Annotated in this window: 21 protein-coding genes and 1 tRNA gene; 12 read left to right on the top strand and 10 right to left on the bottom strand. The window is 68.9% G+C overall.

The window, feature by feature from the left end; translation table 11 throughout:
• Positions 1-227: 227 nt before the first annotated feature.
• Positions 228-383 (top strand): hypothetical protein, encoded by a 156-nt coding sequence (locus ACIN94_RS29185; protein WP_400712843.1) that lies wholly within the window; start codon positions 228-230, stop codon positions 381-383.
• Positions 384-472: 89 nt separating this feature from the next.
• Here ACIN94_RS29185 and ACIN94_RS29180 read toward each other — a convergent pair whose 3' ends face one another.
• The 3 genes from ACIN94_RS29180 to ACIN94_RS29170 all read right to left on the bottom strand — a co-directional run bounded on the left by ACIN94_RS29180 (position 473) and on the right by ACIN94_RS29170 (position 1,925).
• The gene (locus tag ACIN94_RS29180; RefSeq protein WP_400712840.1) at positions 473-781 is read right to left on the bottom strand and encodes a thioredoxin family protein; all 309 of its coding nucleotides are present in this window, start codon (positions 779-781) and stop codon (positions 473-475) included.
• Between the two features lie 183 nt (positions 782-964).
• A complete protein-coding gene (locus ACIN94_RS29175) occupies positions 965-1,300 on the bottom strand; it encodes a phosphotransferase (protein ID WP_400712956.1) in 336 nt (111 codons plus the stop codon).
• A gap of 406 nt (positions 1,301-1,706) precedes the next feature.
• Positions 1,707-1,925, bottom strand: coding sequence for a DUF6223 family protein (locus tag ACIN94_RS29170; RefSeq protein WP_400712837.1), 219 nt, complete (start codon positions 1,923-1,925; stop codon positions 1,707-1,709).
• A gap of 214 nt (positions 1,926-2,139) precedes the next feature.
• Here ACIN94_RS29170 and ACIN94_RS29165 point away from each other — a divergent pair, with 214 nt between their 5' ends.
• Both ACIN94_RS29165 and ACIN94_RS29160 read left to right on the top strand, forming a co-directional pair.
• Positions 2,140-3,267, top strand: coding sequence for a sensor histidine kinase (locus ACIN94_RS29165; protein WP_400712834.1), 1,128 nt, complete (start codon positions 2,140-2,142; stop codon positions 3,265-3,267).
• Positions 3,264-3,926 (top strand): response regulator, encoded by a 663-nt coding sequence (locus ACIN94_RS29160; RefSeq protein ID WP_400712831.1) that lies wholly within the window; start codon positions 3,264-3,266, stop codon positions 3,924-3,926. Before ACIN94_RS29165 ends, ACIN94_RS29160 begins: the two co-directional genes overlap by 4 nt.
• A 142-nt stretch (positions 3,927-4,068) precedes the next feature.
• On the opposite strand, the gene ACIN94_RS29155 is transcribed toward ACIN94_RS29160, so the two are convergent.
• Positions 4,069-6,237 (bottom strand): MMPL family transporter, encoded by a 2,169-nt coding sequence (locus tag ACIN94_RS29155; protein ID WP_400712828.1) that lies wholly within the window; start codon positions 6,235-6,237, stop codon positions 4,069-4,071.
• A 209-nt stretch (positions 6,238-6,446) separates the two neighbouring features.
• On the opposite strand from ACIN94_RS29155, the gene ACIN94_RS29150 reads away from it, so the two are divergent.
• Positions 6,447-6,917, top strand: coding sequence for a transposase family protein (locus tag ACIN94_RS29150; protein WP_400712825.1), 471 nt, complete (start codon positions 6,447-6,449; stop codon positions 6,915-6,917).
• Here the strand turns inward: ACIN94_RS29150 and ACIN94_RS29145 are convergent.
• Both ACIN94_RS29145 and ACIN94_RS29140 read right to left on the bottom strand, forming a co-directional pair.
• Positions 6,873-7,211 carry a hypothetical protein gene (locus ACIN94_RS29145; RefSeq protein ID WP_400712822.1) on the bottom strand — a complete coding sequence of 113 codons (339 nt, stop codon included), beginning with the start codon at positions 7,209-7,211 and terminating at the stop codon, positions 6,873-6,875. The genes ACIN94_RS29150 and ACIN94_RS29145 overlap by 45 nt on opposite strands.
• A gap of 37 nt (positions 7,212-7,248) precedes the next feature.
• A tRNA-Sec gene (locus ACIN94_RS29140) sits at positions 7,249-7,344 on the bottom strand.
• Between the two features lie 566 nt (positions 7,345-7,910).
• Here ACIN94_RS29140 and ACIN94_RS29135 point away from each other — a divergent pair.
• Together ACIN94_RS29135 and ACIN94_RS29130 are read left to right on the top strand one after the other, a co-directional pair.
• Positions 7,911-8,240, top strand: a complete 330-nt coding sequence (locus tag ACIN94_RS29135) for a hypothetical protein (protein WP_400712819.1) — start codon at positions 7,911-7,913, stop codon at positions 8,238-8,240.
• A 6-nt stretch (positions 8,241-8,246) separates the two neighbouring features.
• Complete coding sequence (locus tag ACIN94_RS29130) at positions 8,247-8,906, top strand: hypothetical protein (protein WP_400712816.1); 660 nt, start codon at positions 8,247-8,249, stop codon at positions 8,904-8,906.
• A gap of 331 nt (positions 8,907-9,237) precedes the next feature.
• Here ACIN94_RS29130 and nrfD read toward each other — a convergent pair whose 3' ends face one another.
• From nrfD to fdh, 3 genes are read right to left on the bottom strand one after another with little or no spacing between them, the layout of a single operon-like run.
• Entirely contained in the window at positions 9,238-10,209 is a 972-nt protein-coding gene (gene nrfD / locus ACIN94_RS29125) for an NrfD/PsrC family molybdoenzyme membrane anchor subunit (protein ID WP_400712813.1), read from the bottom strand.
• Positions 10,209-10,979, bottom strand: a complete 771-nt coding sequence (locus ACIN94_RS29120) for a 4Fe-4S dicluster domain-containing protein (RefSeq protein WP_400712954.1) — start codon at positions 10,977-10,979, stop codon at positions 10,209-10,211. The genes nrfD and ACIN94_RS29120 overlap by 1 nt, the downstream gene beginning before the upstream one ends.
• 4 nt (positions 10,980-10,983) lie before the next feature.
• Positions 10,984-14,175 (bottom strand): formate dehydrogenase, encoded by a 3,192-nt coding sequence (fdh, locus tag ACIN94_RS29115; RefSeq protein ID WP_400712951.1) that lies wholly within the window; start codon positions 14,173-14,175, stop codon positions 10,984-10,986.
• Positions 14,176-14,306: 131 nt separating this feature from the next.
• Between fdh and ACIN94_RS29110 the strand changes: the two genes are divergently transcribed.
• Both ACIN94_RS29110 and ACIN94_RS29105 read left to right on the top strand, forming a co-directional pair.
• Positions 14,307-15,500, top strand: coding sequence for an ROK family protein (locus tag ACIN94_RS29110; protein WP_400712810.1), 1,194 nt, complete (start codon positions 14,307-14,309; stop codon positions 15,498-15,500).
• A 171-nt stretch (positions 15,501-15,671) separates the two neighbouring features.
• A complete protein-coding gene (locus ACIN94_RS29105; RefSeq protein WP_400712807.1) occupies positions 15,672-16,727 on the top strand; it encodes an LLM class flavin-dependent oxidoreductase in 1,056 nt (351 codons plus the stop codon).
• 19 nt (positions 16,728-16,746) lie between these two features.
• Here ACIN94_RS29105 and ACIN94_RS29100 read toward each other — a convergent pair whose 3' ends face one another.
• A complete protein-coding gene (locus ACIN94_RS29100; RefSeq protein WP_400712804.1) occupies positions 16,747-17,181 on the bottom strand; it encodes a hypothetical protein in 435 nt (144 codons plus the stop codon).
• A gap of 308 nt (positions 17,182-17,489) precedes the next feature.
• Between ACIN94_RS29100 and ACIN94_RS29095 the strand changes: the two genes are divergently transcribed.
• From ACIN94_RS29095 to ACIN94_RS29080, 4 genes are all read left to right on the top strand, one after another.
• Complete coding sequence (locus ACIN94_RS29095; protein ID WP_400712801.1) at positions 17,490-18,923, top strand: amino acid permease; 1,434 nt, start codon at positions 17,490-17,492, stop codon at positions 18,921-18,923.
• Between the two features lie 39 nt (positions 18,924-18,962).
• Complete coding sequence (gene efeU / locus ACIN94_RS29090) at positions 18,963-19,811, top strand: iron uptake transporter permease EfeU (RefSeq protein WP_400712798.1); 849 nt, start codon at positions 18,963-18,965, stop codon at positions 19,809-19,811.
• Between the two features lie 12 nt (positions 19,812-19,823).
• Positions 19,824-20,960 (top strand): iron uptake system protein EfeO, encoded by a 1,137-nt coding sequence (efeO, locus tag ACIN94_RS29085; RefSeq protein WP_400712795.1) that lies wholly within the window; start codon positions 19,824-19,826, stop codon positions 20,958-20,960.
• 323 nt (positions 20,961-21,283) lie between these two features.
• Complete coding sequence (locus ACIN94_RS29080; protein ID WP_400712792.1) at positions 21,284-23,527, top strand: heavy metal translocating P-type ATPase; 2,244 nt, start codon at positions 21,284-21,286, stop codon at positions 23,525-23,527.
• Positions 23,528-23,914 lie beyond the last annotated feature (387 nt).

Genomic DNA, 23,914 nt, shown 5'->3' with positions numbered 1-23,914 from the left:
TGAGGATTTCCGCTGGCCCGCCGCGGCGGGCGACTGGATCAACCATCCGATCTCCGACCCGGACGGCGCCGCCCGACTCCTGGCCGACTACCTCGCCCAGGATGCGGTGCTGCGGCTGCGCCGCGACTATCCGCCGCGTCTTCAACGCCCGGCCGCCTCGTCGCTCAGGTCACACGGTGGCAAGGGCCGGTGGTCCTACCTCACCTTCTCCATGTGGAAAGACCACCGTGGTTGACCGGCCCCCACCCAGGCTGGGCGGCCCTCGCTTCACCCCACGGACGCGAGGGCCGCACCCACCCTTCTCCAACGGAGACTTCATGGAGCAGCGAGCAGCCGAGGCCGGCGACTGGTGGATCCGGCTGCTGCTGGGCAGCGCCCGTTAGACGGCCCGGCGTTACCCAGGCCGGTGACCCCGCCCCGCCATGGCGGATTCTAGGGATCGTCGCAACACAGCGATCGTGTTGCGACGATCTTAGGGTTCGTGGGTGAGTGCCTGGACGAGTTGGTCAACAGTGGGCGCACCAGCAAGGCCATCTGGTGTCGTGTAGACGCGGCAGGTCAGTCCGTAGGTCCTGGCCGCGGAAGGGAAGGGGTCGTGTCCGTCGATGCGGATCGTAGGTGACCCCGGGAAGCGGAGGGCCTGGGCTTCCTCATCCGTCTCGACCGCGTAGAGGTTGACCACCAGATCGGAGCGGTCCGCGACCGTGAGGGCTTTGCTGAGACGTTCCTGCGCGAGTTGCCAGTTCGGGCAGCCAGCGAAATAGAGTAGTTCGATGTCCACAGGCTCATGATGCCTCGGACTCAAGGGCAGCTTCGAGCCGGCGAGACAGGCGCTGGGTCGGGGTGTCCCAGCCCAGCGTCTTGCGTGGGCGGCTGTTGAGTTCGGCGGCGAGCGTCTCAGCCCGCTGCCGGGTGGTGGCGTGCTGTTGGCCGGTGAGCGACGTTCTGTTGGCGCTCCAAGGTGTCAGGTGGTGCGGTACTCCACCCATGCCCGGCCAGCAGTAGCAGCGTGGGCCCGTGAGGCACGGATGCGCTCAGGGCCGTTGCGGGCGACGAACTCACGGAACAGCGACCACACGGCCGCCAGACCGGTCACCGCAGCCTCGGGTGCGGTCTTCCACGCGGGCACCTGCTCGGCGCGCGCCTCAGCCTGCTCGGGGGTGTGACCGGCCAGGATCAGCCGGGGAATGAGCAGGGCGGTCTCGACCCACGCTGCACCGTGACAGGCGAGACCCCAGTCGATGAGCCGCACCCCGGCCGGGGTTGTGAGGAGGTTGCCCTCGTGGAAGTCGGCGTGCAGCAGGGTGTCGCCGGCGAGCGAGCCTTGTCCCGCAGGCCGCGATCGAACCGGGTCTGGACCGCGACCTGTCGTGGATTCTCGCCGCCGGTGGCCGCGTCGCGTACCACCACGGTTTCACCGGCACCAGCCTCTACCTGGCCCCAGACGCCGGCCGCTACCTGGTGATCTGCACCAACGCCGTCTACTACGGCAATGCCCGCACCCGGATCGCACCGCTGCGGACTCTTGCGCTCAAAACGATCTCCGCTTCACCGGCCAGCGTCCAGGCCCGCGCGCGGGCGGACGCATGCGCCTGGCGGATCGCCCGCGGCTTGTGCCACCGTCCCAGAGCTGCGGAAAGTGCCTGGTCGAGCCCGGTCGCCCGGAGCGTTTCCCACAGCAGAAGCGCGCCGGCCTGGCTGACGATTCAGCCGGTGCGGCGGGAGCGGGCCAGAGCCAGCCCGCCGATGACCGCGCCGGCCAGCCCCAGCAGCGCGGCCACCAAGGACCAGAGACGCCCGGCGGTCAAGGTGTAAGCACTGGTGGCGGCCGGCTGGACCAAGGCGTACGCGGCCGCCGGTGTGGCAAGCCCGAAACCTCCGAGCAGGGGGGCTGCGGCGGCGGCAAGCAGGCGACGGACGGACATGGGGTGCTCCTTCTCTACGACCGGACGTCGCCTGATCATGTCCGCCGGACCCACCGCCGGTCGTCCAGCGGGCGCAGGCAATTCGTGCTGCCGCCGATGCCGCAGCCGGCTACCGCGGACGCCGCAGGAGCCGCGAAGGTACCGCGTGTGCGGTAGCCGGCCGATCATCCGCGCGCAGGAGTCGCCCGCGCAGACATCCGGCTAAGGTGCGCACATGAGTACAGGACGGTTCGGTGTCCGGGCCGGTGTCGGAGACTGGGCGATCGCCGTCTGCGTGGCGGCGACGCTGCTGGTCACCGGGCTGTCCGGGCAGCACTCCGCCACGGACCTCGACCTGCTCGGCTACGCGCTACTGACAGCTGGCGGCCTGGCGCTGGCCGCGCGCCGCCGCGCGCCGGTTCCCGTCCTGGCCGTCACCGGGCTGTGCGCGGTGGGTTACCAGGCGGCGGGGTTCGACGTGCCTGCCGTCGCGTACCTGTTCGCGGTGTACGCCGCCGTGCGGGCGGGACACCGCATCATCACGGCGGCGGCGAGCGTGACCCTGCTGGCCGCTCTCCCTCTCGCGGCCCTGGCCTCGGGCCTGCACGACACGGGCGAGGCATTCGCGCAGGCCCGAGGCGCCCTCGAGGTGGCCTGGCTGGTCGCTGCCGGTGCCGCGGGGGAAGCGCTGCGGCAGGCCGAGCGGCGGGCGGACGAGGCCGAGCGCACCCGGGAGGAGACCGCGCGGCGCCGCGCCGACGAGGAACGGCTGCACATCGCGCGGGAGCTGCACGATTCGCTCACCCACCAGATCTCGGTCATCAAGGTGCAGGCCGAAGTCGCCGTCCACGTGGCCCGCAAGCGCGGCGAGCAGGTGCCGGAGGCTCTGCTGGCGATCCAGGAGGCCGGCCGGGAGGCGACCCGGGAGCTGCGAGCGACCCTGGAGGCGCTGCGCGACGACGACGCGCCCCCGCCACATGGCCTCGACCACGTACCGGAACTGGTGAAACGGGCCCGTACGAGCGGACTGGACACGACGCTGACGATCGAAGGACAGCGATGCGACGTGCCGGCCGCGGTGGACCGGACCGCCTATCGCATCGTTCAGGAGTCGCTCACCAACGTCGCCCGCCACGCCGCCGCCACCACGGCCTCAGTCCGGATCGACTACCGTCCGGACGCCCTCGCCATACGCGTCGACGACGACGGCAAGGCCGCGCCGGGCGCCGCCCCGATGCCCGGCATCGGACTGCTCGGGATGCACGAACGCGTCACCGCCCTCGGCGGCCACCTGCGCGCCGAACCCCGCGACGAGGGCGGCTTCACCGTCCAGGCCGAGCTTCCCATGGAGCGAACGCCATGATCCGTGTCCTGCTGGTCGACGACCAGCCGCTCATTCGCAGTGGATTCCGCGCGCTCCTCGACCTCGAAGACGACATCGAGGTGGTGGCCGAGGCCGCCGACGGCAAGGAGGGCCTGGCTCTCGCCAAGCAGCACCTGCCCGACATCGTGCTCATCGACATCCAGATGCCGATCGTCGACGGCATCGAGGCGACCCGGCGCATCGCCGCGGACCCGGCCCTGGACCGGGTGCACGTCGTCATCCTGACCAACTACGGCCTCGACGAGTACGTCTTCAACGCGCTGCGCGCCGGCGCCGCCGGATTCCTCGTCAAGGACATCCTGCCGGAAGACCTCCTCCACGCCGTCCGTGTCGCCGCACGCGGTGACGCCCTGCTCGCACCGTCGATCACTCGCAAGCTGATCAACCGCTACGTCACCCAGCCGCTCCACCCGGGCGCCGACACGGTGCTGAAAGAGCTGACCAACCGCGAACGCGAAGCCGTCGTCCTGGTCGCACATGGCCTGTCCAACGACCAGATCGCCGACCGCATGGTGATCAGCCCGCTGACCGCGAAGACCCACATCAACCGGGCCATGGTCAAACTCCATGCCCGTGACCGCGCCCACCTCGTGGTCCTCGCCTACGAATCCGGCCTGGTAGCCCCCCGAAACCGCTGATATCGACAACTCCGTTGGACGCGCTGTGTGAGAGCTCCGTCTTGTCCGAGCCGACCATCCGCTTGCCGACCTGGCCCGCCGCGGCGCAGATGTCAGCGGATCCGGACGGGCACTCTGGATGGTCGGCCGACTGGAGGAAGGGTCAGACTCTGACCTCTTCCTCGACCCTGGCATGTGAAGCCGAGGTCGCCTTCGGTGCCCGGCGTCCGGGCATCCACCAGTTGGCCTTGCCGCACAGTTCCATCACCGCGGGGACGAGGATCATTCGGACGAGGGTGGCGTCGATGAGCACGGCGACGGCCATGCCCAGACCTCCCTGCTTGACCGCGAGGTCGGGGCCGAGCAGGGAGGTGGTGAACACGGCGACCATGATGGCGGCCGCGGCCGTGATGACCTTGGCGGTCCGCGCCAACCCGAGGGTGACAGCCCTCCGGGTGTCGCCGGTGCGCTCGTACTCCTCACGGACCCGCGAGATCAAGAAGACCTCGTAGTCCATCGACAGGCCGAACAGGACCGGCATCATCATCATTGGCACCCAGGTCGTGACCGGCATGGCGGTGGGGAATCCAAGGGCCGGGCCGAACCATCCCCACTGCACGATCGCGACCAGCACGCCGTAGGCGGCGCCGATGGACAGCAGGTTCATCACGGCGGCCTGCAGCGCGATCGTGACCGACCGGACCATGGCGACCAGCAGCACCAGGGACATCGCGATGACGACCGCGATCATCAGGGGCAGGCGCGAGCCGGCCTCGTCGGCGAAGTCGATCGTGCCGGCGTTCGGGCCACCGACGTAGACCTCTTGGCCGCCAGGTACCTTGGGCAGCATCTCGTCGCGGAGCTCGTGCACCAGGTCCGTGGTCGCCTCATCCTGATACCCGGTCTTGGGGAAGGCCATGAAGATGGCGGCCTGCCCGTCCTTGCTGACCTGGGGCGGCGTTGCGTAAGCGACGCCCTCGGTCTTCCTGACCACTTTGATGACGTTGCTCAGATCGGCGCCCTTGGAACCGACCTCGGTGGCGAAGATCAGCGGTGCGCTGTAGCCGGGGCCGAAGCCCTCGGAGAGGATCTCGTATGAGATGTAGCTGCTCCTGTCGTGAGGCTGGACACTGGCGTCGGGCTGACTCAGCCGCATCGACAGCGTGGGGGCGCCCATCACCAGCAGAACCCCACCGGCCAGGATCGCTGCGATCAGCGGCTTGCGCTGCACCACACCGGCCCAGCGCTCGGCGAGGGTACGGCGCTCCCGGTCCGGGACACCATCGGCCTCCTGCCGGCGGGAGATACGACGGGGCAGACGCAGCGAGTTGATCTTGTAGCCGGTGAAGCCCAGGAACGCCGGCAGCAAGGTCACCGCGGCGATCATCGTCACCAACACGGTCACCGACGTGGCGACGGCCACGCCGGTCATCAGCCGCTGTCCCATGACGACCAGGCCCAGCAACGCGATCACCACGGTCGTACCGGCGAACAGCACCGCGTGACCCGCGGTTGCGATGGCCTTGACCGTGGCAGCCTCCGGCTCGTCACCGTCCTGCAGGCCGTCCTTGTAGCGGGTCACAATGAACAGTGCGTAGTCGATGCCGACACCGAGCCCGACCATCGCGGCGAAGACCAAAGTGAAATCCGGCGCGGGGACCACATGCCCCACCAACTTGACCAGGGCCATGCCACCGAGGATCGCCAGCAGCGCAGTCACGATCGGCAGGCCCATCGCCACCAGTGACCCAAAGGCAATGAACAAGATCACCGCTGCCGCCAGGACGCCCACGCTCTCGGCCGAACCCTGCGGGGGCGTCTCGGCCTTTTCCGCCTTATTCCCACCCAGCCCGAACGTCACGCCGTCACCGGAAGCGTCCCTGACCGTGTCCACCAGCGGCTTGACCTCAGTCTTCTCCACATCCTTGTCGGTCAACGGGATCGTCGTACGGGCAATACGACGATCCTTCGTCACCAGATTCTCGTCCTGATACGGCGAGATCACCGGCCCGGTAATGGGTGAGGCCGCCAGATCGGCGACAACCTTCTCGATCTTCTTCCGGGCGGCGGGGTCGTCGATCCCCTTCTCCGCCTTGATCGCAAGAGTCAGCGTGTCCCCCTGCTGTTCGGGGAAGTGCTTCTCGATCAGAGCCTGCGCCTTGGCCGACCCGGAGTCCCCACCGGTGAAGTCGTTGTCGGGGGCAGCACCGAAGCCGAAGCCGGCGAACGCCACGGCCATCACACCGACAATCCAGGTCAGCAGGACCAGGCGACGGCGCCGGAAACAGAACCGGCCTAGCCTCGCCAGAGCTCCATCCGTATGGGTTGGCATCATCTCTCCTCGAGTCGTTGAGCGTTGCGCTCAATACTCGTGATCAGGCTCTCCCGCGTAGTCGTGCAGCAGAAGGCACTACGCCGATCCCGTTACCGCGGATGGTGTACTCCTTCCGGAGTATGGAGCGCGGTCGGATGAAACGAGGGGCAAGGTCCTGATGATCACGTGGTTGTCAATGCCGTGTGATCGCCTGGAGCCGTGCCCGGATGCCGTCTCTCCTGATCGATGACCTCGCCCGCCAGTGCGCCGATGCCAGGCTGCCGGACGAGATCGAACCTGGGGAACTACTGCCGGCGTTCCCGACACTGCTGGACTGCCTGGCCCCAGTCGACGACCATCGCGATCCGCGCGGCATCCGGCACTCGCTGGCGGTGATGCCGGCGATCTCGCTGTTCGCGGTGTTGTGCGGAACCCGGTCACCGCGCGGCATCATGCGATGGGCCCGCGCCCAGGAGCAGCCGATCCTGGCCGCCCTGGGTGTCCCCGGCGGGGACTGGGAACATCTGCCGGCCGGCACCATGCTCGGGCGGGTCCTACGCGGCGCGGACGCCGACCAGGTCGACGACGCCCTGACCGGTTTCACCGAAGCGCTCATCCATGACCTAGTGACCGAGGACCCGGGAGGCGGCTGCTTAGGCGTCGACGCCTTCGAGGCGGCCGACGACGCGGGCAAGTAGGCCGCGGATCTCGATCTGCCCGGCCTTCAGGCCGGCGATGTCGTCGCGCATGACCGCGGTGTTCTTCTCGATGTTGCCGACGGAGCGTTCGAGGAGACCGAGGCGGTCTTTGATCTCAGTGATGTCGGTTTCGACGGTGTCGATGCGCTCTTCGAGGTACGGCACGCCGTTCAGCATAAGCGCACGTCTGGCCTGGCAGTGGTGCGAATCGTGGAATCGCGGGCGAGGTCGGCGGGCAGCGGGGCGGGGTGTCTCCCCTTCTGTTCCCATCAGAGCGGCCTTGATGGTGCTCATTGAGGCCGACTCTCGATGTTTTCCCTGGTCAACCTGGTGGCGGAGGCGGACGGGAATCGAACCCGCCAGGCCGAGAACCTCGGCCTCGTCGGTTTTGAAGACCGCGGGGGCCACCAGGCGCCCACACGCCTCCGCGCGAGAACCTACCAGTACCCGGGCAAAGCCCCGGCATCCCCTCCAGGAGGCCAGGTGGGACGGTCATTGAGGGAAACAACCAGCCCAAACACCTCTCATTGAGCGCTCTACCCACGGCTACGCGTCAACTCGTTTGACGTTCACCATTACGGGTCGGTTGACGTGGTCAGCAAAGAGAGCCCACGCCCGCTCCCGGGACACGATGTGCCTCTGCACGACCGAAGTCACCGTTCCAATGGACAGACCCGAGCCTTACGGATACCACCGGCCGCTGGACTCACAACCCACCAATAAGCGCAAGTATACGGCGAGTGACTTTTATCACCCCAGGGTTAGGTTTATTTTATTTGTTACTTATACGGATCTTGTGATCCATGATGGTTGATGTGTAATTTCTGATCGTTTGTTGAATGACGTGCTCTGAACCGCAGAATCCGGTTCTTCTGGGGACTCATGCGGGGCGGGGAACGCGAAGGCGTTTGCCGTCGCACTGACTGGCTCGGAGGGTGACGGCGTATGCGCCGCAGTTTGCCGTGGGCCCGTTCCGCACATCGGAAGACCTGGATGACAGTGGCATTGACTACGGCGCTGACGCCGGGCATGTTGTTGTTCCAGGCGATTCCGGTCACTGCTTCAGTACGAGCGGTCACTCTAGTCCAAGGCGCCCCTGACTCACCAAAGCAACTGGCTGGCTCAACCGTCGGCTTGCCATCTCTGGTCTCGACTGATGCGACCAGGACCGACCGCACATCGGCTAAGCGCGATCCGAAACCTTCTAAAGGCACACTTCCCTTGGAAAGCAGTAAGGAAATACGCCCATACGATCTGTGGATTAACATTAATTACCTGTTCGACAGCTTCGTGTTTTACACAGACCCTCAGTTCAGGATGTGAGAAAGCATGTCAATGAAAGTCTTGGCTCAAGGCTTTGGTGTCGCGCTTTCAGCAATGCTTGCGATCTCGGGTTGCGCACCGGGCTCCGGCGAGAAAATCGTCTCAGTAGCCGAACACTCAACTTTGGGCAAAGATGTCCCAATTGACGCACTTCTTGTGGCGAGCGAAATCCTTCCTCGATCGCTGGTGGAAAAGCTCTCACTTGGGGCTCAAAATCCAGATACCACCGATATTGAAACCCTGAGCTCAATGGATGCCGAGGAATATCGCCTCCGATCCTGGCTAGATGGTGACGGCACGCGACCGATCGCTCAGATCGTGCTAAGTTTCTCGAGTCCTGCCCAGGCGGAGGCCGATTATCAAAGAATGCCGAACGGCAGAAATTTTCATATTGTGGACGGCCTGCATTCGATCTCCATGGACATCCGAGAGCTCGGGTTGAAGGCGGACTCGGCAAATGTCTTCTGCGTGGGATTTGAAATTTCAAATAGTAATGTAAATGACTGCGCTCAGTGGGGATTCAGGGCGCGCTACGGACGTTACGTGGTTGATGTCATCTTGCGAAAGGGCGCCGGACTCGACGGCTACATGAGAATTGGTAAGGATTTGTTTTTCGAGCTGGTAGCCGCAGTCGACCAGAATGTCAACAGGAAGATGAACGGCTGATTCATGGCGAGCGGAGCATAGAGTATAAGACGTCAATTCCTGAAAGCTTTCATGGATCCCGGAAAAGCCGACCACTTGATCTCCCTCAGTAGCCTATCGGCGCTGTAGCGCAGGCTCCGGGATGCAGGATGCCTTTGATATTGGCTTTGCTGTTCCTAATTCTCAGTGCATTTATCGATAATTTTTCCGTTAAGCGCGCAAGAGTCTATTTTGATGCCGAAGCTGAACCCAGGGCCCCGGCGAGGACTCTGTTGGTTAACTTGCTATGCGGGTCGCGCAGAAGGTCGTAAGAAGGCGGCTCATCCTGACCGTCGAGATGGCTTGGCTCTGGTCAGGGTGGTGCCGGGACCGAGGTGGGTCCCTCTGCTTCGAGGCGCCGGCGCTGGGGGGCCACGGTGTACTTCGGGTCGGCCGCCGAGGCCCTGCCCGCCTCCAGTGCCCCGAAACGGAGACAGAGCGAGCCCGCGGTGAGGGCGAGGCCGGACAGCGCGGTGAGGGCGCGGCTGCGCCCGGCGACTGCGGCGAGCAGGCCGCCGCCCGCGGTCAGGATCCGGGCCGTGCGCATCAGGCGGCCCGCCCTGCCCCGGTGGTACGGCTCGCCGACCAGGCCGAGGCGGCGTTCCAGCACGATGCCGGCGGCCGTCTCCACGGCGGCTCCCAGCGCGGCGACGGCGCGGGCCGGGCCTGCCTGCGCGCGGGGCGTGGCCAGCATGCCTGCCGCGCCCGCGCTGGCCAGCGCGCTTCCGGCGAACATGAACGGCAGCTCCCGGTAGGCGTCATGCCAGGCGGGTACGGCGGTGTCGGCGAGGAGGACCGCGGTGTAGGTCGCCATCAGCGGGCCGGTGGTCAGACCGGCGGCCAGGATCGCCGTGTCACCCGCGCGGCGCAGGGCGGCGGCGGCCGCGGGGGGCAGGGCTGGCCGGGGGGCGAGGAGCGCGGAGGCGGCGGCTGCCGCGGCCAGTGTGCTGTGGGCGGCCAGGGTCCAGGAGCCCATGCTCATCGGCGAGGTGGGTTTGAACACGCGCAGCATGTTGAGGAACCGCTCCGGCCGGCCGAGTTCGGCGACCAGGAAGGCCGCTCCGGCGGTGGCTCCGAGGGCCGCGGTGACCCTCGCGGTGAGCGCGAGCCGATCGTGTCCGGAGAGCCCGGCCATGGCGCCCATCACCGACGCCGCTCCGGACAGGCCGCCCAGGTAGAGGTAGACCGGCATGTGGGGCTCGTGCCAGACCGGAGCCTTGATCACCGGCTGCCCGTAGTAGGACCGGAACTCGGCCTCCGGCACCATCGGCTGTTCCCGCCTCATCAACCTCTCCTCAGGAAGGACACGGCGACGGCGCCGACGAGGGAGAGCGCCGCCCCGCCGGCCCAGCGCCACATGGCGGGCAGGTCGCGGGTGGTGACCACCGGGTCGGGGGGCAGGCCGTACACCTCGGGGTCGGCCAGCAGCAGGAAGAACGCCCCGTTGCCGCCCACGCCGTCGTCGGGGCTCGCGCCGTACAGCCGGGCCTCCGGCCTGCCCTCGGCGCGCAGCCGTTCCACCCGTTCCCCGGCGCGGGCGCGGAGCTCGTCCAGGGGGCCGAACTGGATGGAGTCGGTCGGGCAGGCCTTGGCGCAGGCCGGTTCCAGGCCGCCGAGCTGCCGGTCGTAGCACATGGTGCACTTGAACGCCCGGCCGTCGCGCTCCCTGCGGTCGATCACCCCGTAGGGGCAGGCGGGCACGCAGTAGCCGCAGCCGTTGCAGACGTCGGCCTGGACCACCACGGTGTCGAACTCGGTGCGGAACAGCGCCCCGGTCGGGCAGACGTCCAGGCACGCAGCGTGCGTGCAGTGCTTGCACACGTCCGACGACATCAGCCAGCCGTCGATGCCCCCGGATTCTCCGTCGGCGTCCGGCCGGCCCGGCTGTTCGATGAAGGCGACGTGGCGCCAGGTGCTCGCCCCCAGGCTCCCGGTGTTGTCGTAGGAGGTGGCCCGGAAGACGAAGCCGTCGTCGGGGATGTCGTTCCACTCCTTGCAGGCGACCTCGCACGCCTTGCACCCGATGCAGACGCTGGTGTCGGTGAAGAACCCCATCCGTTCAGCCACGGCGGTACTCCTCCACCAGGTCGAGCAGGGCCTTCCCCCTGGGACGCCTGCCGGGCCGCACGTCGCAGGTCATGGCCTTGCTCTCCTGGATGTAGACGTTCGGGTCGAGCACGATGGGGAGCAGGTCGTTGGTGACGTCGCCGGTGACGAGGCCGCCGCTGCCCCAGCCCCAGTGGTACGGCAGGCCGACCTGGTGGATCGGCCTGCCCTCGATGCGCAGCGGGCGGACGCGTGCGGTCACCAGGACGCGGGCCTCGATCGCGGTGCGGCTCGTCACGATCGTCGCCCAGTCCCCGTTGACCAGCCCGGCCTCGGCGGCGAGTTCCGGGGAGACCTCGCAGAACAGTTCGGGCTGCAGTTCGGCGAGGTAGGCCAGCGGGCGGCTCATGGCACCCGCGGTGTGGTGCTCGGTGAGGCGGTAGGTGGTGAGCACGTAGGGGAAGCGTGGCGACTCCGGCGGGTTGTAGGGGGTCTCGGGGCTCCGGTAGATCTTGCGTGCGGGGTTGGCCTGCTGGCCGTACAGCGTGTTGCGCACCGGCGACTCGTGCGGCTCGTAGTGCGTCGGCAACGGCCCATCGGCCAGGCCCGCCGGGGCGTACAGCCAGCCCTTGCCGTCGGCCTGCATGATGAACGGGTCGGTCCCGGCCAGCGCGTCCTCGGCCAGGGCGCCCTCGGGCGGCACGTAGTCCGGTGGCTTGTCCCTCTCGAAGTCCGGTACGTCGTCCCCGGTCCACTCGCCCTTCCCCGCGTCCCACCAGATGTAGGCCTTGCGTTCGCTCCACGGGCGGCCCTCGGGGTCGGCGGAGGCGCGGTTGTAGAGGAGGCGCCGGTTGGCCGGCCACGCCCAGCCCCATTCGAGCGCGACCCGGTTCTGCTCGCGTCCCGGCCTGCGCCGGGCGGCCTGGTTGACCTCGTCGGCGTAGACGCCGCAGTAGATCCAGCAGCCGCACCGGGTGGAGCCGTCGGGCTTGAGCTCGGTGTAGGCCGACAGCGCCCGCCCGTCGGGGCCGGTGCCGTTGATCTCGCGCAGCACGGCCTCCGCCGAGGGCTCGGCGTGCTCGCCCTCCTCGCGGTAGTCCCAGGTCAGCTCGCGCACCGGCCGGTCGATCTCGTCGCCGGACATCCGCTGCCTGATCCGCTTGCCGAGGTGGTAGTAGAACGACAGGTCGCTGCGGCAGTCGCCCGGCGGGTCGAGTGCCTTCTGGCGCCACTGCAGCAGCCGCTGGGTGTTGGTGAAGGTGCCCTCCTTCTCCACGTGGCTGGCGGCGGGCAGGAAGAACACCTCGGTGGCGATCTCCTCGGTGCGCATCTCCCCGGTCTCCAGTTCGGGGCCGTCCTTCCAGAACGTGGCGGTCTCCACCAGGGTCAGGTCGCGCACCACCAGCCAGTCGAGGTTGGCCAGCCCGAGGCGCTGAGCCTTGCCGCCGGAGGAGCCGACCGCCGGGTTCTCCCCCACCACGAAGTAGCCCTTCACGGTGCCGTCGATCTGTCCCATCACGGTCGTGTAGTGCCCGTGGTCGCCGGTGATGCGCGGCAGGTAGTCGAAGCAGAAGTCGTTCTCCTCGGTGGCCGCCTCCCCCCACCACGTCTTGAGCAGGCTCACCATGTAGGAGCGCTTGCGGCCCCAGAAGCCGGTGTCGGCTCCCGCCTTGGCCAGGTAGTCCTCCAGCCCCTCGTGCCGGTGGGCGTGCGGCATCGGCAGGTATCCCGGCAGGGTGTTGAACAGGGTCGGGATGTCGGTGGAGCCCTGGATGCTGGCGTGGCCGCGCAGCGCCAGGATGCCGCCGCCGGGGCGGCCCACGTTGCCGAGCAGCAGCTGCAGGATCGCGGCCGTGCGGATGTACTGCACGCCCACGGAGTGCTGGGTCCAGCCGACCGCGTACGCCCAGGCGGTGGTGCGCTCCCTGCCGGAGTTGGCGGTGATCGCGTCGGCGAGCTCAGCGAAGTCCTCCCGGGAGATCCCGCACAGCTCGGCCACCGTGTCCGGGGTGTAGCGGGCGAAGTGCCGCCTGAGGATCTGGTAGACGCAGCGCGGGTGGGTCAGTGTCGGGTCGGTGGGCGGTCTGGGGTGCGTCGCGGCGCCGCCCGCGCCGTACTGGTCGGAACCCGCGGCTTCGGCGTGGTGCTCGCCGCCTTCCAGCTGCTCGCCGCGGAGCCCGGCGGCGGCCTCCTCGGGCGCGCCCTCGTAGGCCCAGCTGGACGGGTCGTACGTGCGTGTCTCCGGGTCGAAACCGGAGAACAGCCCGTCCAGGTCCTCGGTGTCCTGGAAGCGCGCGGAGACGATCGTCGAGGCGTTGGTGTAGGCGAGCACGTACTCACGGAAGTCCAGCCCGTGGGTGAGGACGTGGTTGATCAGCGCGCCGAGCAGGACGATGTCACTCCCGGCGCGGATCGGGATGTGCTTGTCGGCGAACGCGCTGGTCCGGGTGTAGCGCGGGTCGACGTGGAAGATCTTCGCCCCCCGCGCCTTCGCCTCCGCCACCCACTGGAACCCCACCGGATGGCACTCGGCCATGTTGGAGCCCTGGATGACGATGCAGTCGGACTCGGCCAGGTCCTGCTGGAAGTCCGTGGCGCCGCCGCGCCCGAAGCTGGTCCCCAGACCGGGGACGGTGGAGGAGTGTCAAATACGGGCCTGGTTCTCCACCTGTACCGCGCCGAGGGCGGTGTACAGCTTCTTCATCAGGTAGTTCTCTTCGTTGTCGAGCGTCGCCCCGCCCAGGCCGGCGATGCCCATGGTGCGCCGTACGATCTTGCCGTCGTCCTCCTGCTGCCAGGTCTCCCGCCGGGTGCGCACGACCCGGTCGGCGATCATGTCCATCGCGGTCTCGAGGTCCAGCGGCTCCCACTCGGTGCCGTGGGGGCGCCGGTAGAGCACCCGTGTCTGCCGGCCGGGATGGGTGACGAGCTGCTTGCTCGCCGATCCCTTGGGACAGAGCCGTCCGCGTGAGATCGGCGAGTCGGGGTCACCTTCGATCTGGGTGACGCGGCCGTCCTTGACGTAGACGAGCTGGCCGCACCCGACCGCGCAGTAGGGGCAGATCGATTTGGCGACCGTGTCCGCCTCCTCGGTGCGGGGCCGCAGCGCGTCGGTCCGTGCCGACCGCGCGGCGTCGCTCCGGCCGTCCTCTCCCCCGAGCTGCCGGATCACCGGCCAGCGGGAGATCCATCCCCCGAGTGCCATGGTGGGTGTCCTGCCCGCCATCTGCCCCGGCTACCTCCTTGTCCAGGGCAAAATATCGGTCCGCGACCCCTCCGGATGACTTACTTCACGACCTGATCTAACATGGCCCGAGACGCGGGGGAAGGAAGAACATGGTCAGGCCCGAACGCAGGACAGTGCGCGATCTCCGACGTGAGAACCGGGCGGTGCTGTTGCGGACGCTTTACTTCGAGGGCCCGACCAGCCGCCACGAACTCAGCGGGCTGACCGGCCTGAGCGCCGCCTCGGTCAGCAACGTGACCGGCGACCTCATCGCCGACGACATCATTGTCGAGGCGGGTCTGGTGGAGTCCGACGGCGGTCGCCCCCGGGTGCTACTGCGGGTGAACCCGGAGTTCGGCTACGCGATCGGGGTGGATGTCGGCGAGACTCACGTGCGCGTCGAGCTGTTCGACCTGGACATGAACGAGCGGGCCAAGGCCGAGTATCCCCTCCGCCCGGACCGGCACGACGTCGACCTGGTCGTGCGGCACATCCTTTCCGGCATCGAAGCCGTGCTGGCCGCAAGCGGGGTCGACCCCGCCCAGGTGCTCGGCGTGGGCGTCGGCGTCCCCGGCATCGTCGAAAGCGGGCCGGAGGCGCTCATCCACGCCCAGACCTTCGGCTGGGACGCGGTCCCGCTGGGCACGCTCCTGCGGGCGGGTACCTCACTCCCGCTGTACGTCGACAACGGCGCCAAGACGATGGGGCAGGCCGAGCTGTGGTTCGGCGCCGGGCGCGGGACACGGCACACTATCGTCGCGCTGATCGGTTCGGGGGCCGGGGCCAGCATCATCACCGACGGGATCACCTACCGCGGCGCCAACAGCAGCGCCGGCGAGTGGGGGCATACGAAGATCGCGGTAGGGGGGCGGGCCTGCCGGTGTGGCGGCCGCGGCTGCCTGGAGGCCTACATCGGAGCCGAGAGCATCCTGGAACGTGCCGGGCTGTCCACCGAGATCTCCAACGAGCAGGCGGCCCTGGCCGAGCTGGTCAGGGCCGGAGGTCCCGTCATCGAGGAGACGGCCGACTACCTCGGGGCGGGCCTGGCCAACCTGATCAACCTGTTCAACCCCGAGCGGATCGTCATCGGCGGCTGGGCCGGGCTCCTGCTGGGCCAGTACCACCTGACGAGGATCAAGAGGTCCGCCTCCGACAACTCCCTCACCCAGCCGTACGAGACGGCCTCCATCGTGCTGGGCCGTCTCGGGCCCGACGCGGTCGCCCTGGGCGCCGCCACCCTCGTCGTGGAGGATTTCCTGCTCGCCAAGACCGTCTCGTCCGACCGGCGGACGGCCGCGGTCTGACCCCCGGCATCCCCCGCCGAGCGGACCGCGCGGCTCACCCGCCCCGGGCATCCCCCGCCGGGCGGACCGCGCGATTCACCCGCCCGAGCATCCCTCGCCGAGCGGACCGCACGGCTCACCCGCGCCCCGGCCGGCCGGAATAATCCCCGCTCAGCCGGGGTTGCCGCCGTCATGGCTGAAGACAACATCCGCGGTGTGGCACGCGGCGCCTCCGAGGTCCCTCTGTCGATCCTCGAACTGGCCACGGTCGGTTCGGGCGTGACCGTCACCGAGACCCTGCGGGCGAGCACCGAGCTGGCGCGGCGGGCGGAGCGGCTGGGCTACCACCGGATCTGGGTCGCCGAACACCACGGGATGCCATCCGTGGCCAGCTCCTCGCCCGCCGTGCTGATCGCGCATCTGGCCGCGGCGACCACGACCATCCGGCTGGGGTCCGGCGGTGTGATGCTGCCCAACCACGCTCCGCTGATCGTCGCCGAGCAGTTCGGCACCCTGCACGCGCTGCATCCGGGCCGGATCGATCTCGGGCTCGGCCGGGCACCGGGCACCGACCCCGCCACAGCCCGCGCGCTACGCCGCCACGGCCTGGACGCCGACGACTTCCCCGAGCAGCTCGCCGAGCTGACCGCCTTCCTGGACGATGCCTTCCCCGCGGGCCATCCGCTGGAGAAGGTCGTCGCCATTCCCCGGTCCCCCGAGACGGGCCGGCCGCCGATCTGGTTGCTCGGCTCCAGCGGCTTCAGCGCCCAGCTCGCCGGCCTGCTCGGCCTGCCGTTCGCGTTCGCCCACCACTTCAGCGCGGCCAACACCGTCCCCGCCCTGGACCTCTACCGGTCGTCCTTCCAGCCGTCGGCCGTGCTCGACCGGCCGTACGCGATGATCGGCGTCTCCGCCGTCGCCGCGGAGACCTCGGAACAGGCGCTCCGCCTGGCCCGTTCGGGCGGGCTGTCCATGCTGCGCCTGCGCCGTGGGGCCCCGCAGCCCACCCCCACGCCCGAGGAGGCCGAGACCTACGCCTACAGCCCGGTGGAGCAGGACTTCCTCGACGACTACCTGTCCAAGGTCGTGTACGGGGACACCGTGCGGGTACGGGCGGGCCTGGAGGAGCTGCGCAAGCGCACCGAGGCCGACGAGCTGATGATCACCACGATGGTTCACAGTCCTCTGGACAGGATCCGCTCCTACGAGCTGATCGCCCAGGCCTACGAGATGCCGCAGAGCGCCTGACGGGGCGCGGGCCGCCGCGTCATGGATGCTCCTGCGGCGGCGGTGCCGATGGCGGCACGGGCGGCGGCGCGGGCCGGGGATCGCCGCGCTCGGCGCGCTCCTCGGCGGTTCCGGGGGACGCTTGATCCCCGGCCGGACCGGCCAGGTCGATCAGCTGCCGGACGGCGGGGCTGTCAAGGAATGCGGTGAACGCCCCGGTCAGCCCCTCTCCCAGCGGGCGGAACGCCTCGGTCACGACGTCCGCCACGGTATGCGCCCGGGTGCCGAGAAGGGAGCCGATCTCGTGCAGGAAATCGTCGGGGCCCCACGGCAGGGGCGGCGCCGGTAACGCGAGCCGCCGCTTCGGTGGAGTTTTTTCTGGTGGTGCCCAGCGCATGGAGTCTTCGCTCATGGCGAGCCACTCGTCGACGACTCCGTCGATGGCGTCGAGCACGTGATCGGGATCGCTTGGCATAGCGGTTCCCCCGGTGGCTGAGATTCCTTAAGACGACGGTACCTCGCCACGCTCCGGGGGGAACGGGCGCCTGCCGTACGACGGCCTGGTCCCCTCACCGGCGGTCATCGAGATGGCTGTCGCCAGGGGGCTCATCGCCCTCGGGCCGGCCGAGCACGGACACCTGCGCCGTGACGAGGGGATCGCCCGGACCGCCGGACTGTACGGCGGGTAACCGCATCGGCGCAGGTGAAACAGGGTAGGCACCCTTCACCGGATCCGGCAGAGGGGCGGGACGATCCGCTGCCGGCGCGCGGAGAGGATGCGGCATGGCCATATTCCGGCCGGGATCGGGAGTGCTGCGCCGCAAACCCATCGACTATGTCGAGGGGCCGGAGTGCGGCGGGGGCGAGCAGCTCACCCGCGTGCTGGGGCTGTGGCAGCTCACCGCTATCGGGGTGGGCGGCATCATCGGCGCGGGCATCTTCACGCTCGCGGGCACGGTCGCCAACGGCACGGCGGGACCCGCCGTCGTGGTGTCCTTCCTGATCGCCGGGATCGCGAGCGCGGCGGCGGCACTGTCCTACGCGGAGTTCGCCGGGCTCATCCCGGAGGCGGGGTCGGCGTACACGTACGGCTACGTGGTCCTCGGCGAGCTGCCGGGCTGGTTCATCGGCTGGGACCTGCTGCTGGAGTACACCGCGATCGTCGCGGTCGTCGCCATCGGCATCTCGGGTTACTTCTCCTTCCTGCTCGGCGACCTGGGCGTGCGGTTGCCCGCGTGGATGCTGGGGGCGCCCGGGACGGGTGCGGGGCACCGGGTGGACCTGTTCGCCGCCCTCCTGTGCCTGCTGATCGCCTACCTGCTGAACCTCGGCATGAGAAACGCGGCCCGGTTCGAGACGGCCGTCGTCGGGCTGAAGGTCGCCGTGGTGCTGCTGGTCATCGTCGTCGGCTTCCTCCACGTCGACACCGCCAACTACACCCCGTTCTTCCCCTACGGGGTCGGCGGCGCCATGACGGGGGCGGCCACGGTCTTCTTCGCCGTCTTCGGCTACGACGCCATGAGCACGGCGGCGGAGGAGTCCAGGGAGTCCCGGCGCCACATGCCGAAGGCGATCGTGTACTCACTCGCCATCTCGATGGCCCTCTACGTGCTGGCCTGCCTGGTGTTGACCGGCATGCAGAACTACAGGGAGATCAACAGGGAGAGCGGCTTCTCCACGGCGTTCCAGTCGGTGGGTCTGAGCCGCCTGGCGGACGTGATCGCGGTCGGGGCGATCGTCGGCATCCTGACCGTGATGTTCACCTTCATGCTCGGCGTGAGCCGCGTCTGGTTCTCGATGAGCCGCGACGGACTCCTGCCCAGGTGGTTCGCCAAGACGCACCCGACGCGGCACGTACCGACGCGCGTGACGTGGATCGTCGGCATCGCCTCCGCCGTCATCGCCGGGTTCCTCCCCATCAGGGAGGCTGCGGAGCTGACCAACATCGGCATCCTGCTCGCCTTCGCGGTCGTGTGCACCGCGGTGATCGTGCTCCGCTACCGGCAGCCCGACCTGCCGCGGAGCTTCCGCTGCCCGGGAATGCCGGCGGTGCCGGCGATCGGCGGCCTCTTCTCACTCTGGCTGGTCACCTTCCTGCACTGGCAGACCTGGGTGCGCTTCGTGGTGTGGTTCCTGGTCGGACTGGCCGTGTACATCGGATATTCCTACCGGCACTCCGAGCTGGCCAGGGCGCAGGAGGCGGGGAGCCGTCGATAGAGTAAGGTTTGCCTGCCCTATCTTAGGCAAGCCTTTCCAATGACCTCTGGAGTGAAGGTGTTCGCCAGCTATCTCATCGGCCTGCGCGAAGGACTGGAGGCCACGCTCGTGGTCTCCGTCCTTGTCGCGTTCCTGGTCAAGAGCGACCGCAGGGATCGCCTCCCCCTCGTGTGGGCGGGGGTCATCGCCGCGGCGGTGCTCTCCATCGGGTTCGGCGCGCTGCTCACCTTCACCGCGGCCCACCTCGGGCACCGGCAGCAGGAGCTGTTCGACGCGGTCACCTCGCTGCTCGCCACCGTCTTCGTCACCTGGATGATCTTCTGGATGCGCCGGGCCGCCCGCTCGCTCTCGGGCGAGCTGCGCACGAAGCTCAACGACGCGCTCCAGCTCGGCGCGGTCGCCGTGGTCGTCATGGCGTTCCTGGCCGTGGCCCGTGAGGGCCTGGAGACCGCGCTGCTGTTCTTCGCCTCCGTACAGGGCGCGACCACGGACGCCACCCCGCTGATCGGCATCAGCCTGGGCATCCTCACCGCGATCGTGATCGGCGCGGGCATCTACCGGAGCGCATTGAAGATCAACCTCACCACGTTCTTCACCTGGACGGGGCTGCTGCTGATCCTGGTCGCCGCCGGCATCTTCAAGTACGGCGTGCACGACCTGCAGGAGGCCAACATCCTGCCGGGCCTTTCCACCCAGGCGTTCGACATCAGCGGCATCCTTCCGGCCGACTCCTGGTGGGGGGCGCTGATCTCCGGCATGTTCAACATCACCCCGCAGCCGACCGTGCCGGACGCCATCGCCTGGGTCCTCTACGCGGCGCCCACGTTGATCTTCTTCCTCCGCCCGCAGTCCAAGCGACCTGCATCCGCCGTCACGACCCCCGTCTGAAACAGGAGAACCATGCGCACGCCCATCGCTCTCGCCGCCGCCGGGTTGGCTCTGGCCACACTGTCCGCCTGCTCGGACGAGCCCCAGTCGGGCAGCGCGAGCTACTCTCCCGCCCAGGACGGCAAGATCACCGTTGCCGCGACCGATACCGAGTGCAAGGTCGCGGCCGGCGAGGTGAGCGCCGGCACCTCCACCTTCACCATCACCAACGCCGGTTCCAAGGTCACCGAGTTCTACATCTACGCGCCGGGCGACCGGGTGATGGGCGAGGTGGAGAACATCGTGCCCGGCCTGACCCGTGAGGTCATCGTCGAGCTTCCGGCCGGCACCTACGAGGCCGCGTGCAAGCCCGGCATGGTCGGCAACGGCATCCGCACCCCGCTGCGGGTCAGCGGTGACCACAAGCCGCTGGCCGACGACGCCAAGCTGTCGGAGGCCGTCGCGGGCTACAAGCGCTACATCACGTCGCAGGGCGCCACGCTGCTGGTCAAGACCCAGGAGTTCGTCGACGCCGTCAAGGCCGGTGACATCGACAGGGCCAAGGCCCTCTACCCGGTCGCGCGCACCTACTGGGAACGCATCGAGCCTGTCGCGGAGATCTTCGGCGACCTCGACCCGGCCATCGACGCCCGCGAGGCCGACCTTGAGGACGGCCAGGAGTGGACCGGCTACCACCGGATCGAGAAGGACCTGTGGATCAAGAAGGACGTCTCCAAGGACGGTCCGATCGCCGACAGGCTCATGACCGACGTCACCACCATCGTGGAAAAGGCCAACGCCGCGCAGCTGTCCCCCGTCCAGCTGGCCAACGGCGCCAAGGCGCTGCTCGACGAGGTGGCCACCGGGAAGATCACCGGTGAGGAGGAGATCTGGTCGCACACCGATCTGTGGGACTTCGACGCCAACCTGGATGGTGCCAAGGCGGCCGTCCAGGCCCTGCGCCCGGTGCTGGAGGAGCGCTCGCCCGACCTGGTCAGGGCGCTTGACGGGAAGTTCGCCGCCGCCGAGGCCGCACTGCAGGCGCACCGTAAGGGTGACGGCTGGAAGCTGCACAACGAGCTGTCCAAGTCCGAGCTGAGGGGGCTGTCGGACGCGATCAACGCGCTGGCCGAGCCGATCAGCAAGATCGCCGCTGTCATCGCGACATGAGCGGGGCGGCGGGCACCACCCCGCCGACCCCGGCACCGTCGGTAAGCTGGCACTCAGGGTGACGGACAAGGACGGCCACCCGGTCGCCGACCTGCGGCTCTGTCTGGGCGCTTACGGACACCCGGTCACGCTGCGCACCGGAGACCTGGCCTCCCTGCACGCGCACCCCGGCGGAGAACCGGGCGACGGCAGGACCCGGAGATCACCTTTCGGACCGGTGAGGCCGCGACACCCGAGCCCTGGGCAGGCCCGTCCGGTCCGGATCCGGCTGGCACGGCGGGCACTCCCGCTGACGCCGGGCATGACGCGAGAAAGGAGAGGTGATGTCCCCCGTCACCGAGGACAGGTCGCCAACCGGCGCGGTCGAACTCTCGATCGGCGGCATGACCTGCGCGTCGTGCGCCAACCGGATCGAACGCAAACTCAACAGGCTCGACGGCGTCACCGCGACCGTGAACTACGCCACCGAGAAGGCCACGGTCACCTTCGGTACGGGGATCGACCCCCAGGCGTTGATCGCCGAGGTGGAGAAGGCCGGCTACACCGCCGAACTACCCGCCCCGCCCCGGGCCGACGCCACTCCGCCGCCGGAGCCGTCCGATGAGCTGCGGTCGCTGCGGGAGCGGCTGGTCACCGCCGTGGCGCTGGCCGTACCGGTGATCGCGATGGCGATGATCCCGGCGCTGCAGTTCACCAACTGGCAGTGGCTGTCGCTGACCCTGGCCGCCCCGGTCGTGGTCTACGGAGGCTGGCCGTTCCACCGGGCCGCCTGGACCAACCTGCGCCACGGCGCGGCCACGATGGACACCCTGGTCTCGCTCGGCACGCTCGCCGCGTTCGGCTGGTCGCTGTGGGCGCTGTTCTTCGGTACGGCGGGCACACCGGGGATGACCCACCCGTTCGCCCTCACCATCGAGCGCACCGACGGCTCGGGCAACATCTACCTGGAGGCCGCCGCCGGGGTGACCGCGTTCATCCTGGCGGGGCGCTACTTCGAGGCCCGCGCCAAGCGCCGCGCCGGCGCGGCCCTGCGCGCGCTGCTGGATCTTGGCGCCAAGGACGTCGCCGTGCTGCGCGATGGGGTGGAGGTCCGTATCCCGTTGGAGCGGCTGGCGGTCGGGGACAGGTTCGTGGTGCGGCCGGGAGAGAAGATCGCCACCGACGGGGTGGTCGAGGAGGGCTCCTCGGCGGTCGACGCCTCGATGCTGACCGGCGAGTCGGTGCCGGTGGAGGTACGGCCCGGCGACACGGTGACCGGCGCGACGGTCAACGCCGGCGGCCGGCTGGTCGTCCGCGCCACAAGGGTCGGCTCCGACACCCAGCTGGCGCAGATGGCCAGGCTGGTGGAGGAGGCCCAGACCGGCAAGGCGCGGGTGCAGCGGCTGGCCGACCGGATCTCCGGGATCTTCGTGCCGATCGTGATCGCGCTGGCCGTCGGGACTCTCGGCTTCTGGCTCGGCACCGGCGGGGGCGCGGGGGCGGCCTTCACCGCGGCGGTCGCGGTGCTGATCATCGCCTGCCCCTGCGCGCTGGGCCTGGCCACCCCGACCGCGCTGCTGGTCGGCACCGGCCGGGGCGCCCAGCTCGGCATCCTGATCAAGGGCCCCGAGGTCCTGGAATCCACCAGAAAGATCGACACCGTCGTGCTCGACAAGACCGGCACGGTCACCGAGGGGAAGATGACCCTCACCGAGGTGCACCTCGCCGATGGCCAGGACGAGACGGAGGTGCTGCGCCTGGCCGGCGCCCTGGAGCACGCCTCCGAGCACCCCATCGCCCAGGCCGTCGCCCGCGGCGCCACCGAGCGGGTGGGCGAGCTGCCCACCCCCGAGGACTTCGCCAACGTCGAAGGCCTCGGCGTGCAGGGCGTCGTCGACGGGCACGCCGTGCTCGTCGGGCGGCCCCGGCTGCTGGCCGGCTGGTCGCAGCACCTGCCCGCCGGCCTGGAGCGGGCGCTGGCCGAGGCGCAGGCGGCCGGCCGTACGGCCGTCGCGGTCGGCTGGGACGGCCACGCCCGCGCGGTCCTCGTGGTGGCCGACACCGTCAAGCCGACCTCGGCCGAGGCGATCCGGCGGCTGCGCGCTCTGGGGCTGACCCCGGTGCTGCTCACCGGCGACCACGAGGCCGCGGCCAGGTCCGTGGCGGCCGAGGTGGGCATCGACGAGGTCATCGCCGAGGTACTGCCCGCCGACAAGGTCGACGTGGTCAAGCGGCTGCAGGCGGAAGGCCGGTCGGTGGCCATGGTCGGCGACGGCGTCAACGACGCCGCGGCCCTCGCCCAGGCCGACCTGGGCCTGGCCATGGGCACCGGCACCGACGCGGCCATCGAAGCCTCCGACCTCACGCTCGTCCGCGGCGACCTGCGGGTGGCCGCCGACGCGATCCGCCTGGCCCGCCGTACCCTGGCCACGATCAAGGGCAACCTGTTCTGGGCCTTCGCCTACAACGTGGCCGCTCTGCCGCTGGCGGCGCTCGGCCTGCTCAACCCGATGATCGCCGGAGCGGCCATGGCGTTCTCCTCGGTCTTCGTGGTCACCAACAGCCTGCGACTACGCGCCTTCGAGTAAGACCGGCCAGCAGCGGCAGCGCTCACTCCCACAGCAGGAGAGACCTTCACTCCACGAGGAAACCGTGTCCGGTCGTCCGCCGGCCGAACGGAGCCCGGACGTGGGATATCACGGAGTCACACAGGCCAGTCGCCGGACAATATTACGACCTGTACATGATGATTGACATCATCTCATGACATGTCATGTATTGGGCAGTTGATTTCCGCAAATCCAGGGAAATCGCTGAAGCATTTACCAAGAACCCGATCCACACCAACGGCGGGCTCGCTCCGCACACGATCCATGCCGATCACGGCACGGCGATGGCGTTCAAACCGGTCACTAACCCGTGGTCTGACCTGGGGATTATCAAGTCACACTCCAGACCGGAGGTGAGCGACGATA

This window comes from Streptosporangium sp. NPDC087985, assembly GCF_044741965.1.
Taxonomy (GTDB): Bacteria; Actinomycetota; Actinomycetes; order Streptosporangiales; family Streptosporangiaceae; genus Streptosporangium.
The sequence above is the reverse complement of the archived record's forward strand: the minus strand, read 5'-3'. Positions and strand labels throughout refer to the sequence as shown.